The 16,941-nt window shown below is 36.0% G+C and carries 13 protein-coding genes; 2 read left to right on the top strand and 11 right to left on the bottom strand.

What is annotated here, in order from left to right; all coding sequences use genetic code 11:
• Positions 1-44 precede the first annotated feature (44 nt).
• On the bottom strand, positions 45-596 hold the full coding sequence (locus BLS98_RS02040) for a CopD family protein (RefSeq protein WP_089733095.1): 552 nt from the start codon (positions 594-596) through the stop codon (positions 45-47).
• Between the two features lie 192 nt (positions 597-788).
• The gene (gene kbl, locus BLS98_RS02035) at positions 789-1,985 is read right to left on the bottom strand and encodes a glycine C-acetyltransferase (RefSeq protein WP_089733093.1); all 1,197 of its coding nucleotides are present in this window, start codon (positions 1,983-1,985) and stop codon (positions 789-791) included.
• A gap of 158 nt (positions 1,986-2,143) precedes the next feature.
• Here kbl and BLS98_RS02030 point away from each other — a divergent pair, with 158 nt between their 5' ends.
• Positions 2,144-3,022, top strand: a complete 879-nt coding sequence (locus BLS98_RS02030) for a cupin-like domain-containing protein (RefSeq protein ID WP_089733091.1) — start codon at positions 2,144-2,146, stop codon at positions 3,020-3,022.
• Positions 3,023-3,046: 24 nt separating this feature from the next.
• On the opposite strand, the gene BLS98_RS02025 is transcribed toward BLS98_RS02030, so the two are convergent.
• The 3 genes from BLS98_RS02025 to priA form a co-directional block, all read right to left on the bottom strand.
• Positions 3,047-4,978, bottom strand: a complete 1,932-nt coding sequence (locus BLS98_RS02025; protein WP_089733089.1) for a M1 family metallopeptidase — start codon at positions 4,976-4,978, stop codon at positions 3,047-3,049.
• Between the two features lie 87 nt (positions 4,979-5,065).
• Complete coding sequence (dacB, locus tag BLS98_RS02020; protein ID WP_089733087.1) at positions 5,066-6,532, bottom strand: D-alanyl-D-alanine carboxypeptidase/D-alanyl-D-alanine endopeptidase; 1,467 nt, start codon at positions 6,530-6,532, stop codon at positions 5,066-5,068.
• A 160-nt stretch (positions 6,533-6,692) separates the two neighbouring features.
• Entirely contained in the window at positions 6,693-9,140 is a 2,448-nt protein-coding gene (priA, locus tag BLS98_RS02015; protein WP_089733085.1) for a replication restart helicase PriA, read from the bottom strand.
• A gap of 127 nt (positions 9,141-9,267) precedes the next feature.
• Between priA and BLS98_RS02010 the strand changes: the two genes are divergently transcribed.
• Positions 9,268-9,834: a hypothetical protein gene (locus BLS98_RS02010; RefSeq protein WP_139166063.1), complete on the top strand. Its 567-nt coding sequence runs from the start codon at positions 9,268-9,270 to the stop codon at positions 9,832-9,834.
• A 42-nt stretch (positions 9,835-9,876) separates the two neighbouring features.
• On the opposite strand, the gene BLS98_RS02005 is transcribed toward BLS98_RS02010, so the two are convergent.
• The 6 genes from BLS98_RS02005 to BLS98_RS01980 all read right to left on the bottom strand — a co-directional run bounded on the left by BLS98_RS02005 (position 9,877) and on the right by BLS98_RS01980 (position 16,849).
• Positions 9,877-10,785, bottom strand: a complete 909-nt coding sequence (locus BLS98_RS02005; RefSeq protein ID WP_089733081.1) for an AEC family transporter — start codon at positions 10,783-10,785, stop codon at positions 9,877-9,879.
• A gap of 192 nt (positions 10,786-10,977) precedes the next feature.
• Positions 10,978-13,458, bottom strand: coding sequence for a beta-mannosidase (locus BLS98_RS02000; RefSeq protein WP_089733079.1), 2,481 nt, complete (start codon positions 13,456-13,458; stop codon positions 10,978-10,980).
• Positions 13,451-13,837 (bottom strand): GxxExxY protein, encoded by a 387-nt coding sequence (locus BLS98_RS01995; RefSeq protein ID WP_089733077.1) that lies wholly within the window; start codon positions 13,835-13,837, stop codon positions 13,451-13,453. Before BLS98_RS01995 ends, BLS98_RS02000 begins: the two co-directional genes overlap by 8 nt.
• A 629-nt stretch (positions 13,838-14,466) precedes the next feature.
• Positions 14,467-15,129 (bottom strand): copper homeostasis protein CutC, encoded by a 663-nt coding sequence (locus tag BLS98_RS01990; protein WP_089733075.1) that lies wholly within the window; start codon positions 15,127-15,129, stop codon positions 14,467-14,469.
• A 15-nt stretch (positions 15,130-15,144) separates the two neighbouring features.
• The gene (locus tag BLS98_RS01985; protein ID WP_089733073.1) at positions 15,145-15,711 is read right to left on the bottom strand and encodes a hypothetical protein; all 567 of its coding nucleotides are present in this window, start codon (positions 15,709-15,711) and stop codon (positions 15,145-15,147) included.
• Positions 15,712-15,853: 142 nt separating this feature from the next.
• Positions 15,854-16,849 carry an isoaspartyl peptidase/L-asparaginase family protein gene (locus BLS98_RS01980; protein ID WP_089733071.1) on the bottom strand — a complete coding sequence of 332 codons (996 nt, stop codon included), beginning with the start codon at positions 16,847-16,849 and terminating at the stop codon, positions 15,854-15,856.
• Between the last annotated feature and the right edge of the window lie 92 nt (positions 16,850-16,941).

The raw sequence follows: 16,941 nt of genomic DNA, 5'->3' as shown, positions 1-16,941 counted from the left end.
AAAGTAAAGAAGTGTAAAGCACACTTATTCTTCTACTTCAACAATTATTTCTTTTTTTTATTCTTATTAACAAGTTTTACAGTCATCATAATCAGAAATACAAGAACGAAAAATCCTGCAATTAATTGCCACCAATATTCAATTGCCATCGATTTCAGGATTACGGTAAAGACTACCAGGAATAAAATGAATGTAGCAATTTCATTAGCCTGTCTCAGTTTGATGTTGGCTGTTTCCAAAGTATTCCCGTTCAATGCCTTTAATTTCAGCACTTTTTTCCAGCACCAGTAATGATAGATAGCAAGCCCGATCAGGAAGGTGAGTTTTAAATGGAACCAGCCCATTTTCATCAATCCCGGATTTAAAAAGATCATAACCAGCCCGCATACTGCCATGATGACTCCGGCAGGAACGGTAATAATATTCCACAGCCTTCTGGCCATAAATGTATACTGCTCCCTCAGAATTTTCTTTTTTTCTTCAGGAAATTCATCGGTATCCTTATAGTAAACAAAGATTCTCACGAGATAAAAAATTCCCGCAAAATAACTTACCATAAAAATGATGTGCAGCGCTTTGATGATTGTATAAAGCATTCAGAAAAAATTAACAGCAAAGATAAGCTTATTATATAATTTTTAAAAATAATTTTCTTTTGATTGAGAAAAGCTAATATTCCGTTCAAAAGTCATTCAATCGTATATCTATATAAAAAAATACTTCGGCTCGGGGCGGCAAAGCCGCCCGAGCCGAAGATTATATTTCATTGATCTTATTCAACTTAAAAATTAAGAGATCACTCCCAATTCTTTTCCTACCTTTTCAAAAGCAGCAATGGCTTTATCTAAATGTTCTTTGGTATGAGCCGCAGATAACTGAACTCTGATTCTTGCTTTTCCTTTTGGTACTACCGGATAGAAGAATCCAATTACGTAGATTCCTTCATCCATTAGCTTTTCTGCCATTTTCTGAGAAAGTGGTGCATCGTAAAGCATTACCGGAACAATGGCAGCATCACCATCAGGAATATCAAAGCCTTTGGCTTTCATTTCTGTTCTGAAATAGTCTGCATTTTCCATTACTTTATCACGAAGTGAAGTATCATCGGAAATCATATCCAATACCTTCAAAGCCGCTCCCACAATTCCTGGCGCTAATGAGTTAGAGAATAAATAAGGACGAGAACGTTGTCTCAACATATCAATGATCTCTTTTTTACCGGAAGTAAATCCTCCTAAAGCACCTCCTAAAGCTTTTCCTAATGTAGAAGTAATAATATCTACTCTACCCATTACTTCATTAGCTTCGTGAGTTCCTCTACCCGTTTTTCCGATAAATCCTGTTGCGTGGGAATCATCAACCATTACTAAAGCATCATATTTATCTGCAAGGTCACAAACACCTTTAAGGTCTGCTACAATTCCGTCCATTGAGAAAACCCCATCAGTTACAATAATTTTGAAACGGTGATTTTTTTCTGAAGCAGCTATTAACTGTGCTTCAAGATCAGCCATATTATTGTTTTTATAACGGTATCTTGCCGCTTTACAAAGACGTACACCATCAATGATAGAAGCATGGTTCAATTCATCTGAAATAATAGCATCTTCCTCAGTAAACAAAGGTTCAAAAACACCTCCATTTGCATCAAAAGCAGCTGCATAAAGAATAGTATCCTCCAATCCTAAGAAATCAGCAATCTTTTGCTCTAATTCTTTGTGAATATCCTGAGTTCCACAGATGAAACGTACAGATGACATTCCGTACCCATGAGACTGGATCATATCCTGAGAAGCTTTCATAACCTCCGGATTGTTAGATAATCCAAGATAATTATTGGCACAGAAGTTCAAAAGCTTCTTTCCGTTCGCTTCAATTTCTGCACTTTGCTGAGAGGTGATGATTCTTTCTCTTTTGTAAAGTCCGTCGTTTTCAATATTTTGAAGTTCGTTCTGTAAATGTTGAAGGTATTTTTCAGAAATCATTTTTAGTAATTTTTTAGATGTGCTAATTTACTAAAAAGGCAGTAAAATAAAACCTTTTATAGGCTTAATTCTAAAATTTGACCTTAAGTTTCTTTTTTAACATTATTAGTCTACAAAATTAGTAGGATAATATCTATATTTGTTTCAAATTTTTGAATATGCAATTGATTCCGGTAAAGAAAACAAAGAAACTCGTTTCAAGAAACTTTATAACCCAACACATGAAACCTCAGATCCCTGTCATTATAGAAGACTTTGTAGATACTGAAAGTCCCGCATTCAAAAAGTGGAACTATGAGTATTTCAAAGAAATAGCAGGAGATCAAAAGGTAGATATATACGGCAGTGAAATGGATTCTATGGACAGAGTGGCCAGCCAGCCTATTGCACAGACTACCTTCTCCGAATATCTTGACCTGATAGGCTCCACTCCTACTGAACACCGGTTATTCCTATTCAATTTATTAAGCATAAAGCCTGAACTTAAAAATGATATTATCTATAATGACGTTACTAATGGCAAAATATTAAAATGGCTGCCTTTTATGTTTTTTGGAGGGGAAGGTTCTGCTACCCGAAATCATATTGATATTGACATGTCTCACGTTTTCATCACCCAATTTGAAGGAATCAAACGGGTCTGGCTGTTTCCATGGGAACAATCTGATCTTATGTATAAATTACCCTATAATTTTCACAGCTTACCTAATATAAAAACTCCGGACTACAGGCAATATCCAGGCTTACTTTATTTAAATGGCTATGAAGCTGTACTTCACCCAGGTGACACGCTTTATATTCCATCCGGATGGTGGCATTATATTCAGTATGAAACAGGAGGATATTCTGTATCTGTCAGAGCTTTACCTTCAAGTCTTCTTGAAAAATGGCGTGGTTTTAAGAATCTGGTCATTACAAGAAATTTTGACAATATCATGCGGAATATTTTTAAAGAAAAATGGTTCAGATACAAGGTAAAAGCAGCTAAAAGAAGAGGGACAAAAGCTTTCAAAAAACAAAAAAGCTTTCTGATCTGAAAGCTTTTATATTCTGTTGTATATTTAATGTTTAATGAACTTAATATATTTTTCGTTTATACTCATAATATAGGCTCCGGGAACCAATTCACCAATCTGTATTGGCTTACCAGGTTTGAACATTGATTTCTTTATCAACCTGCCATCAATCCCATGAATAGAATATTCTGTTTCCTTATTAATCCCTTTAAGAAAAAGTTCATTTTTGGCTGGATTAGGGTATAAACCAAAATCATCCTTTTCTACAGAAGATACACTTAAAGTATTATCCTGAGCTACAGTAGAATTCTTTTCCACCATCTGATATTCATAATTAAACTGAACACTCGCTACCGGGAACGATATATTTTCAACAAAATACTGGTTATTAAAAGTATTATCAAGCGCCAGATAAGCAACCTCACCGCTAGTTCCGGTTACTTTTACAGGCAGAGGCATTTCGAAAAAGCTTACCGTTGGGCTGCTTTGGGTCTGGGAAACTTTAAATGCTAACTGGCTCCCTGTTTGTTTCCACTTTATTGTGTAAGTTGGATATCCTTCACCATAGATCCAATCATTAAAAAATTCTGTAAAATCTTTTCCTGTAGACTGAAGCAAAGAAGCCTTAAAATCTGCTGTAGTCACATAATTGTAAGCCAGCGCCGGTCTCTCATGATAATCTTTAAGTGACTGATAGAAGACATTGTCACCTAAGATCCACTTTAGCATTCTTAAAGCATAACCTCCTTTAGTATAGGTTAATCTGCTGTCAAAAATTCGGTTTATATTATTAAGCTGTGCATCCGGAACATAGACTGTCCCTCCTGCAGCGTTGGTAATATAATTAATCCGGCCTTCCAGATAATTCATAAACTCATCATGGGTCATAATCAGTTTTTCATTGGCAACATACTCTGCAAAATGAGCAAAGCCTTCATTCAGCCATATATCATTCCATTTTGCACAGGTTACTTTATCTCCAAACCACTGGTGAGCAAGCTCATGAGCTATAAGATATTTTGGCCAGCCAATCATAGAAGACATCGTCTGGTGTTCCATTCCGCCACCATTAATATATTCCATATGTCCGTATTTCTCATTGCGGAAAGGATAAGGGCCAAAATAGGTTTCAAAAACATCCATAATCTGTTTTGTCCATTCAATATTGGACATCAATCCTGGATTTCCGGCCGTTGACGGATAAATATAATTCACAAACGGAAATGGTGGATTTCCTATTGTAGTATTCTGCTTAGCAAAATTTGAGATAGATAAAGCAATAAGATAGGCTGCCGTAGGATACATTGTTCTCCAGAAGGTCAGTTTCTTCCCGGTAGCTGTTGTAATAATTTCCGACATCAGCTTTCCATTGGCTGCCACGCTATATTGAGAGGGAGTAGTGATTTTAAAATCAAATTTTTCGATCTTATCATTCAAACTTTGCTTGGTAGGAAACCAATCCTGTGCACCATAAGGTTCATTTAAAGTAGAGAAAACAGGTATTCCATTAGATCCCTGATTTCCAACCATGACCGTATTGTTTGCCGGAGCACCTGAATAATGAATGGTTAATGAATCCAAGGTATTAGCTGGTAAGGAGGCAGGAAAATCTATTTTAATCTCCTGAGTAGAAAACTGCTGAAACGGAATAGTATTTCCATGGTATTGCACTTGGGAAACTGTCAGAAGATTGGTAAAATCAAAATAAATACTTCCCATTGTCTGGTTAGGTTTGAAATGCGAAGTTACAGATCCGGAAACAGCGTAAACAGCAGGGTCAATATTTAGATCCATTCTCTGATACTGCAGGTCATAATTCAGAGTATTGGGGTTTACGTTGCCGGCACCCATTTTCTGGGTGAAAGATTTCATTTCCTTTTCAACTAACCCTTTCATCTCAGTATGTTGATCCACTTTTTGGCTATAAACCTGCTGAGTGATTAAAAAACTCAGCATCAGAATGTAAAAATTTCTCATATGCAGGAAAATTGTAGTATTCAAATATAAAAAAAACCTCTTAATCATTGATTAAAAGGTTTTTATAATATATAAAATAAACTGCTTCTAAAGGTCCAGAGCGGGTTCAAGAATCTTTTCCATTCTTTTCTTCACCATATCTACCGATCCTGAATAGTTATTCACCATCAGAGAGAAAACTAAAGTTTTACCGGAGTTTGTTTTCAGATACCCTGCTAACGTTTTCACTTTATTTAAAGTTCCTGTTTTCGCAAAAACCTGCCCGTTTCCAGTTCCAATGAACATTCTTTTCAATGTTCCGGATTGTCCGCCGATAGGTAAAGACGTTAAATAAGATCTGTAATATTTTTCATCCATTAAAGAGGTTAAAAACTTCACCTGAGAAATTGGAGTCACATTATTGCTTCTTGAAAGTCCGCTTCCATCCATATAAGTAAGACCCAACATATCAAAACCGGCATCTTTTAAGTGATCTGTCACTACAATTCTTCCTGATTCTGAAGTCTGATCTCCTAATTTCTGGAATCCAACTGTTCTTAATAAAGCTTCTGCTAGAGAGTTATCACTATGTTGGTTCGTATAATATATGATATCACCCAATGTTGGAGATTTGTAAGCAGAAATCATTTTTCTGTTCTCAGGAGTGGGATCTGTCATCTTTGCAAATACTTTTCCGGTAACAGGAATTCCGCTTTTTACCAACGTAGTTCTGAAAGAATTAGCCAGATAAGCTGGAGCATCAGGAAGTTTTGTTGTTAAAACCCCATCGCCATCATACTTTTCCGCATATACCATCTGATGAGCATATGGTGAAACGTAGAAAAACTTCTTTTCTGTAGAAAAACCGGATTTCTTTACGATCAGTTTTTCGTTAGCCGGATTAATCGCACGAGTTGTTCCAGCAGGCAGATAGTAATTATTGTTCTCCAACCATACAACATTTTCCGGAAGCATTGCAATATTGCCTTTGAAAAGCGCTGTCTGAATGATAATATCACCATTTACCTTTCTGATTCCCTCACGTGAAAGTCCACCTATGAAATCTGAAATAATGTCTCTGTAAGATCCTGCTCCTGCTTTATTTGTTCCCAGGGAAGGATCTCCACTTCCTACTACATAAAGGTTTCCGTTTAATGTTCCGTTTTCATCTACAGTTCCTGCATACTCTAACTGAGTAAGCCAACGGTAGTTCTCCCCTAACAAGTTTAATGCTGTTTCTGTTGTCAGCAACTTTGTTGTGGAAGCCGGAACTAGCGGAGAGCTTTCATTATACGAAGAGATCACCTTCTTTGTTTTCGGATCATACACCACGAATCCCCAATTTGCATTTTTTAGCACAGGATCCGCCATCATTGTGTTTACATTAATGTCTACAAGTTCTTTAGCCGACAAAACACTTCTCTCCATCGAGCCTACAGGCGACGGAAGGTTTAAGCTGCTTTTCTGATTGTCGTAATTCTGAGAGTAAAGAACAGTAGAAACGGTAGATTGAGCCAGGAAAAGACCGGAAGCCAACACCGCTGCACTTGAAATATATTTTCTGAATTTTACCATCTATCCTTTTTTTGTTCTATAGTTTGAGCCTATAAAAAATGATAAGTTAAATCATTCAATAAAAAAGCCAAACACTTAATCAACGACCAAAAGTAGATATTATTGTTATATAACGGACCACAGACGTCTTATAAAAGACTGTAAAGTTTGTTAAAAATTGTTAAAAATCAACAAAAACATCCTTTTTAATGCTTTGATAAGCAGTAATTTCATCAAATTCTTTCAAACTTATCAATACCAAGCTTTTAAACTTCTCATAGTTTTTACCACGGGGTAATTTCAGTAAAATCTGGAATTGATATAAATTATTCAACCTGGCAATCTGAGCTCTTTCCGGACCCAAAATACATTCTTCAGGAAGATATTTTCTGAGGATAGAACCTAAAAACTGAGAAGCACGGTCTACTTTATCATCTCTCCTATGCTTCAGTTCAATCATAATAAGCTTGGTAAACGGCGGATAATGGAATTTCTGGCGTTCGGTAAGGATATATTTATAGATCTTCGCTGGATTATTCATTTTAATCAACTGGAAGACGGAATGGTCGGGATTATAAGTTTGGATCAGGATTTTACCCTTTCCGGAAACTCTTCCCGCTCTTCCGGAAACTTGTGTAATCAACTGATAAGCGCGTTCTTCAGCTCTGAAATCCTGTACATACAATAAGGAATCTGCTTTAGGAATGGCTACCAATTCTATATGGTCAAAATCAAGTCCTTTGGAAATCATCTGGGTTCCTACTACAATATCGGTTTCTCCATCTTCAATCTTTTCATACAGTTTTTCGTAGGCAAATTTCTTACGCATAGAGTCCACATCCATTCTGTCTACTTCATTTTCAGGAAAAAGTTTTGAAACTTCCTCATGAATCTGCTCTACTCCTACTCCTCTTTCATTCAGGTTTTCAGAATTGCATTTCGGACAGGTTCTCGGTTTTGATGCTCTTTGTCCACAGTAGTGGCACTTCATTTCATTGGCGGCTTTGTGATAGGTCATTACCACATCACAATTGGAGCAGTAATTCACATACCCACAGGTTTCACACTCTATAACATTGGCATAACCACGTCTGTTATGAAGAACAATGGCCTGATTCTTTTCATCAATGGTATGTTTGATGGCATCAATAAGCATTGTGGAAAAATTTCCGGATACATTCTTGGATTCCTGCGCTTCTTTGAAATTAATCAGTTCATATTCAGGAAGATTTACATTCCCGAATCTTTCATTCAGGAAGATGTATTTCATTTTATCTTTTCTGGCTCTGTAATAACTTTCAACAGAAGGTGTTGCAGATCCCAGAATAACTCCGGCATTATATAAACCACCCAAAACCAGGGCGGCATCTTTAGCATTAAAATAAGGAGTGACTTCTCTTGGCTTATACGCAGAATCGTGTTCCTCATCCACCACAATCAAACCTAAATTCTGATAAGGTAAAAACAAGGCATTTCTGGTTCCTACAAGAATACTGATATCATTTTGCTTGATTCTTCTCCATACTTCTACCCGTTCAAAATCAGTAAGCTTCTGATGATAAAAGCCTAATTGTCTGCCATATTTTTTCTCCAGTCTTTGGGTAATTTGCTTGGTCAATGAAATTTCAGGAAGCAAAAACAGAACATTCTTCCCTTCTCTGATGCATTCCTCGATCTTTTCTAAATAAATATGAGTTTTTCCGGATGATGTTACCCCGTGAAGCAGTACATTTTTCCCTTCTTCAAAGGCTTCATCTATCTCGGATTTGGCGGTTTTCTGTTCTTCAGAAAGTTCTTCCAGCTCTTCAATTTCACCTTCATAGCTTTCAATCCTGTCTTTCTGCATATAATATTCCTCAACAAGGCCTTTATCTGCCAATGCCTTAAAATGAGAGCTTCCAAAGTAACCGTCTTCAAACAGTTCTGCTTTTTTAATATGAAGGTCAGGCTTTTCTGACTGTTTCTCCAGAATAAGAAGAAATAGATCTTTTTGCTTAGGAGCTTTATTTAATTTTAAAAGAATTTCTGTAAGATTCTGGTTGTTGAGAACCTCTCCATTAATTCTTACGTAAGCGACTTCTTTAGCCTTATATTTCTCTGCAATTTTCTCATCAATCTCAATATATTGAAGATCAATCAGTGAATTGATGGTTTTGATAATTTCCTTTTTTGGAATAAAGGCTTCAATATCTGTAAGATTCACCAATTGCCTCACCTCCAGCGCCTGAACCAAGTACATTTCATTGACATCCAGATTTTCAAAGTCAACGACTACACCTGGTTTTAATTTTAGATAGGTTTCACTCTCCAGTTTTAGTGAAGATGGAAAAGCCAACCTATAAATTTCTCCGAGATTACACAGATAATAATCGGAAAGCCAGTTCCAGAAACGGATCTGCTCTTCAGGAAGTATTGGTTTGTCATCTAAAATACTGATAACATCCTTCGCTACAAAATTATCCGGAGCATTATCATGAAGTTCAAAAATAATCCCTGTATAGATTTTTTTTCCTCCAAATGGCACCAAAACCCGCATTCCCAATTGAATTTGAGACATTAGTTCTTCCGGAACCTTATAGGTAAAGGATCCTTTTAAATTCAGTGGTAAAACAATTTGAGCGTATTGCAAGGGAAATATTTAAAGTGTAAAATTAGATGTTTCTGGAGAGAACTGCAAAATTATATCTCATTTCATTATTCTTTTTAAACTTTGGATTGTTTTATATTTTTTCTTTAATTAGTGAAAAATTAATTCCATGAAAAAACTAGTATTACTATCATCCTTTTTATTCATGATTACATCATGTCATAATGAAGGGACAGAAGATGTTTCTTCTTTAGAGAAGAATTCTAATATAACTGCATCAAAAACAGCACAAAAAAAAACTTCAAATAATACAATCGTAACTTTAAGTATGGATCCTGTAACTCCTCTTTGTTACAATTCTATACTGGATAACAGGAATGTCCAACTACATATTTCTCAGCCTGCGCCATACGACATTCAGTTTAAGTTGACCTTGAAACAGAAAGCACTTGGCGGCTATTTATCCGTCCCTAATCCCTGGGTAATGGTTATCATTCCTAAAGGAGAAACATGGGCTACACTAGATACTGCTTGCCAATTGGAAAGTTTTATTTCTTGTGGAAAATATACTGAAATAAAAACAGCAAACTTTAGACTAACAGTTACCAGTGCAAAATATTTTTCAGCTCCTGGAGAAACATTTAATTATGAATTCAATAATGGAGTGAACACCTATGATTTCGCTCATCAAGTCTCATGTTTAGGCGGAGGTTGGAATCCTGACGAACCTAAATAAAATAAACATACAGAGGTGAACATTTTTGTTCACCTTTATTTATCAAAAAAGAAGCTGGGTGATCTCGTACCACATTGCAGAGGTAAAAAATCCTACAATAATACTGACTCCAATAATCAGATTGGTGAGTTTTGTATTCAGCCGGAACTGTTCTGCAATGATACTTGAAGTCACTAAGGTAGGCATTGCTGCTTCAAATACGGTAATTTTGGCTACATCTCCTTTTATACCTAACAGTAAAGCCATTCCCAACACAATAGCCGGAGCCAGGATCAATTTATAGAGCATAGAAGCAGACATCTGAGGAATCAGTTTCTTCCAGCCATTAAACTTCAATTGTAATCCAACGGAAAACAAAGCTAATGGACTTACTGTAGCAGCTAATTTATCAAAAAGAGGTTCTGCAAAAGTTAAATCGATGAACTGAGATAGCACCAGCGCAGAAATACAACCAATTAATGGTGGAAATGTAATTAAGCGTTTCAGAATAAACGCGGCACTTACTTTTCCAGACTTGCTGCCTCCTTTCACTGCAGCAATAATTCCTAATGTTGAAAGGGCAAAAAACATGGTTTGGTCACAGATAATCGCTATACTCAGAAGGCCTTCCCCATAGAAAGCACTGATTAAAGGAAATCCGATGAAAGAGGTATTACTGTACCCACTTGCCAATTCAAGGGTACTTCTTGAACGCCTTGAATATCCCCGACTTTTACTGTAAAACATTACGTAAAAGAAGCAGAATACAGAGATTAAAAAAGTAGCTGCAATCGGAAAAAGCATTTCCGTTGTCCATTGTACTTTGGGCAGATATTTAAATGAAACTGCCGGTAGAGCAAGATAAAGAATCCAGGTATTGATCCCCTTGTGGGCATCCGGGTGGATAGATTTTGTTGCTTTGAATGCCATTCCTGCAATAATACATACTGCAATCAGAACAAAATTTACCATAACTGTAAAGAAATATAGGGCAAATTTACGGCTGATTTTTGAGTTGAGAATGGAAAATGTCTATTTTTTTAGATCTTATTTAGGATTCATTTGGTTTAGAAAACTATAAGATATGCTGATTTTCTCTCGCAGATTTTTCGGGATTAAGCAGATTTTTAAAATTCAGCATTTACAAAATATTAAGTTGTATTTCTAATTTATTAAGGTATCAAACAAACTCATCACCTCCACTTTATCCAAAGATCTGGAAAGAATAATTCTTTTTGAAGTTCCTGGTAACAGATCAAAAAAGTTATCACTGAAATGGGCATCTCCGATAAGATATACGTCTTTCGCTAAGACATCTGTTGAGACTTCAATTTCCGTTGGTGATATTTTTTTTATGGTAATATTAGGTTTTGAGAGTTTTAAATCTTTAGGTTTTGTTGGAAAAAAAAGCTTTTCAAATTTCGTATCTTCAGTGTCTGAGCTTATTTTTAAAACCGCTTTAGATAAATCAAATTTTGCCCAATCGGTTTTGTTGATACTGAAAATTTTCTCACTCACATCAGCCTTTAGGTCTTTGATAATATTGGATTTCCATAACGACTTTCCTTCAAAATCAATAAGCTCAAATTTTACATCTGCTTTTATTTCTTTCAACAAATCACTAATCAGATATATTCCGTAGGCTTTATTGCTTTCTGCAACGGAGATCAATACCGGTTCAAAACTTCTTTTTGCCTGATAGTGAAATGCTTTCCAGTTTCCTAAATAATCAATGGATGACCATGAAACCACCGGCCAGCAATCATTAAGCTGCCAATACAGCGTTCCCATATTATAAGGTTTTGCCCTACGATGGGCTTCTATCGCAATCTGCATTCCTTTAGCCTGTAATAGTTGAGAAACATAATTGTATTTCACAAAACCTGTGGGGATTTTATAGTCCCGTTCCATATATTTATTAATGATCTCCCAACCTCTTGCATGTTTTTCATGGGCTTTAATCGTTGGATTTTGTAAGTCCAAATCAGAAACTCCTGAGAACATTGATTTTGTTGTGGCTAAAGTTGGCATTCCCTGGAATCCATATTCAGACATAAAACGGCCTACTTTTTCATTATAAACTTCAAAAGGCTGTTCTCCCCACCAGACTCCCCAATAATGGGAATCTCCCTCAGTGAGGCTTTCTTTGTGCCCCCATCCTATTGACGGAGAGCTAGGCCAGTACAGATTTCTATCCGGAGTAAGGCTCTGCTTCATCGTATTGGGAATAACTTCATGAAACAGCTTTTTATAATCTTTCCATACCTGTAATGAATCTTCTTTTGAATATTTAAATTGCTTCTGATAGCCCCAATTGACAATGGCTTCGTCAATTTCATTATTTCCGCACCACAAAGCGATGGACGGATGGTTTTGAAGCCTGTTGATCTGATCTTTTACTTCTTCTTTCACATTATCCAGAAACTCGTTATCAGCAGGATAAAAACTTCCAGCAAACATAAAATCCTGCCAAACCAGGATTCCGTTTTCATCACAGGCTTTATAAAATTCTTCATCTTCATAAATCCCGCCACCCCAAATACGGATCATATTCATATTGGCTTCTTTAGCAGCCTTAATCAGTTTCTGATACTTTTCTTCTGTGATTCTTGGAGAGAAGCTGTCTGCCGGTATCCAGTTGGTTCCTTTAATGTATAAAGGATTTCCATTGACTTTGAAATAAAAAGATTTCCCTTTTTCATCTTTCTCCTGAACAAGTTCAATATCTCTCAATCCATAAGTCACATTGATATCCCGAATAATTCGTCCACCTTTTTTATACAGAGTAATTTTTGTTGCATATCTATGAGGAGTTCCTCTTCCATTAGGCTGCCACCTCTTTGGATCTTTAATTTTATAAGGTAGAATAATGGTATTTTGACCTTTATTGAGATGGAATCTATGTATTCCTCTGTTTAAGTTGAACCATGTAAAATATTCACCTTCTTCTTCAGCAAAAATGTTCATATTAAACGAAATCTCGGCCTCTGTATCAGAGAGAGACTTTTGCTGAACCTGAATATTTTTAACCTTTGCATTTCCCCAGAACTCCAGTTTTACCTCTTTCCAGATTCCTGCTGTTACCAATCTTGGACCCCAATCCCAGCCAAACTGATATTGAGCTTTTCTCACAAAACTTCGTGGCGATTCAGGCATCGTAAACGGAACTTTTTTTGCCAGTTCTTTTCCTTCATTCACAGCAGATTTAAATTTTATCTGTAGAAGATTCTTCCCCTGTTTCAAATATTCTTTCACAGGAATCTCCCACTTTCTGAACATATTATCTGTTTTCCTCAGTAATTTACCATTGAGATAAATTTCTGAAAATGTATCCAGTCCATTAAAAACAAGATCAATATGATCATAATCAAACTCCTTGAATGAAATCTCAAAATTCGTCTGATAATCCCAATCTTCATTTTCTACCCATTGAACCTTTTTTTCATTTTCATCTTTAAAAGGATCCGGAATAATTTTATTAGCCATCAGATCCAGATGAACCGTTCCAGGGATCTTGGCAGGAAGCCAGTTTTTATCTTTTGAATTTTTGAACGTCCAGTTTTCAGAAGAGAGACTTCTCTCCGAATACTGGGCAAAAAGAACGTTCTGAATGAAAATAAAGGCAAAAAGTAAAGTTTTATGCATCAATAATTTTGTTTACAATTCTGTGAATTCCGTATTTAATGAGTTCACTATTAAAATTAATAAGAAGTCCGAGCTTTATGTGTGTCTGTTTTAAATAAGTCAATACCTGTGCATGGAAAATAGGGTGTAATTCTAATACAGATTTAACCTCTACAATCACTTTATCTTCTACAATAAGATCAATTTTATATGCATTTTCTATTGAGATCTCTTTGTATTGTAATGGTAAAACGACTTGTTGTTTTACATTAAGATTCATTGTTCTTAATTCGTAGGCTAAAGCTGTTTCATAGGCACTTTCTAATAATCCAACACCTAAGTTTTTATGAACTTCTATAGCCGCTCCTATTATTTTGTAAGATAATTCGTTTTCTGTCATTTGTGTGTGTTTATTTTTTAAACGCAAAGTTTTTATTTACAGTACGTATGACTTTTAAGGGAGCTAAGAAAGAATCGATTTGCAATCGATTATGATGAAGCGAACGTTATCCATATGCTTATTCAGCGGCTTTACCGCTTTACTTTGCTTCCTAAAATATAACAGCCTTTTGTATAAAACTTTGCGTTTAAATTAAAAATCATTTACTTTTTCAAAGACAATGAACTTCTACAGACATGCCTATTATTCTGTAGAGCAATTCGTTTTTGGCCATTTGTCTATGTTTATTTTTTTAAGCGCAAAGTTTTTATTTACAGTACGTATTATTTTTAAGGGAGCTAAGAAAGAATCGATTTGCAATCGATTATGATGAAGCGAACGTTATCCTTCTGCTTATTCAGCGGCTTTGCCGCCTTACTTTGCTTCCTAAAATATAACAGCCTTTTGTATAAAACTTTGCGTTTAAATTAATATTAATTAGCTTATTTTTTTACTATTTATAAATGAATGTTCTTCATTTTATAGTTTCAAAAACTAAAAGTAGTTTTGTCATTCCGAGGAACGAAGAGTCTCTGCAATATTTTGAGATTCTTCGCTACGCTCAGAATGACAAATGAAGTATATAATAATTATTTATTCTTCAAAGCTACCACCTCATCAGGATTCACAAATGCTCCACCATCAGTAATCGCTGAAGAATGAAAGTAATCAGCTTTTGTAGCTTCTCTGATATCTTCAATATTTGAGGAACGGAGACCACCACCTACAAGAATTTCAATTCTTCCATTGGAAAGGGCTACTAATTTTTTCAGATTTTCTTTTCCTTCTGATACATTAGGTTTCTGGCCCGAAGTGAGTATGGTTGTAAAACCGCAATCAATTACTTTTTCTAAAGACTCTTCCAGTCCTTTTGCTCTGTCGAAGGCACGATGGAATGTACATGGAAGTGGTGAAGCCAATTCAACCAACGTTTTATTTTGCTCAACATTTACCTCATCATTTTCATCCAGAATACCGAATACAAAACCATCAACATTCAATGATTTCAAAGCGGTTATATCTTTCTTCATCTGCTCAAATTCAGCATCCGAATAGGTAAAATCACCACCTCTCGGACGAATCATGACGAAGATAGGAATGTTTATCTTTTCTCTTAAGTCTTTTGTAGACTGAAAATCGGGAGTTGTTCCTCCTTCGCTTAATCCGGCACATAATTCTATTCTGTTGGCCCCATTTTCGAAAGCAATTATTGTTGATTCAGGGTTAAAGCATGCTATTTCTATTTTTGACATTGTCTTTCTTATCTTTTAATTAAATTCAGGAACATCCTGCAATACATCGGCAATTAAAAAAGATCCGTTTTCTTTCATTACCTTTACTTTAATTGGATATACTTCTTTCGGTTCTTTATCGGTAAGAACGACATCAAACAGGTAGCTGTTCTTATTTTCAGATAACAACTGGCATTTTGTTACTTGTATTTTAGACCAATCCTGCCCTGCAATTAAGAATCCAACACCAACACCTGCTTTTTTAATATCGAACTTTCCTTTCCATTTATTTTTGAATTCCTGTTCTGTAAGGCTTCCGTCCACATCCATATCAACGTTCATGGCATCTCCTTTATAATCATAATAATCCTTGGTGGTTATTTTCTGCATATTTTTATCAAGACTCCCAAGATCTGATTTAAAGTAGTCTTCGATACTTTCTTCTAACCATTTTTTCGCTTCTTCCGATTCATTTACCTGAGGCTTCGTTTCCTGAACTACATTTTCTTTCATTTCGGATTCCGGTTGGGTAACTACTGCTTCTTTCTTTTCTTCCTTACATCCTATTATTAAAAACAGGGAAGCGATCATCATTCTTTTCATATTCTATCTGTCTATTTTTTGGCGGTGCCACTTATATTTGTTTATATTAAAAGTGCAGGAAAATCAAAGATTTTCTGTTTTTTCAGCCACGAATGCACGAATAAATGCATTAGTGGATTCGTGGCCATAAGAAAATTGTGTATTATTTTACTGCAAACTCAGGTGTTTCAAGGCGGTTTCCTTTCTGATCGTATACGGCAAAGTTAAATCCATCCTGAATACAGTAAGCCCCATATTCTCCTTTTTTATTGATGGCAATAAAACCGACCTGAATATCTTTAAGGTTTTTATTTCTTCTCTGATTGATCTTTACAATTCTGTCTACAGCTTCTTTACAGGCCTGTTGTGGAGTTCTTCCCTGTCTCATTAATTCTACTACAAGATGGGTTCCTACCGTTCTTATTACTTCTTCACCGTGTCCCGTTGCTGTAGCTGCTCCTACTTCATTGTCTACAAATAAACCTGCTCCGATAATGGGAGAATCTCCTACTCTTCCATGCATTTTGAAAGCCATTCCACTGGTGGTGCAGGCTCCGGAAAGATTTCCGTTTGCATCAAGGGCTATCATTCCTATGGTATCGTGATTTTCAATATTGGCAATGGGTTTATATTTGCTTGTCTTCAGCCATTCTTTCCACTCTTTTTCGGATTCTTCGGTGAGAAGATTTTCTTTTTTGAAACCTTGTGAAAGCGCAAACTGCAATGCTCCGTCTCCTACCAACATTACGTGAGGTGTTTTTTCCATCACGGCTCTGGCTACGGAAATAGGGTTCTTAATATTTTCAAGACAGGCCACTGAACCGATATTATAATTATCATCCATAATACAGGCATCCAGGGTTACCCTTCCATCTCTGTCAGGGCGGCCACCATAACCGACACTTCTTTCTTTGGGATCCAGTTCCACCAATCGGACTCCTTTTTCAACAGCATCCAGCGCTTTTCCTCCTTTCCCAAGGATTGTCCAGGCTTCTTCATTGGCTTTGAGGCCGAAATTCCAGGTTGAGAGAACGATGGGTTTATTGGTAACAGTATTGTTTTCAGGCAATTCTTTCGCCATCAGATCCAATGGATTTACAGCCAATGCCGCGGTTGCGATTCCCAGTTTTTTGATAAAATTTCTTCGGTTATTGTTCATTGTATATCAAAATTATAGTAGTAACAAATCTAAAAAAAACTTCTTTGAAATCCTTATTATCGTGCAACGAATATCTATATCCGATTTTTGAT

Source organism: Chryseobacterium jejuense (assembly GCF_900100075.1).
Classification (GTDB): domain Bacteria; phylum Bacteroidota; class Bacteroidia; order Flavobacteriales; family Weeksellaceae; genus Chryseobacterium; species Chryseobacterium jejuense.
Note: the sequence above shows the minus strand (reverse complement) of the source record. Positions and strands in the feature narration are given on the sequence as shown.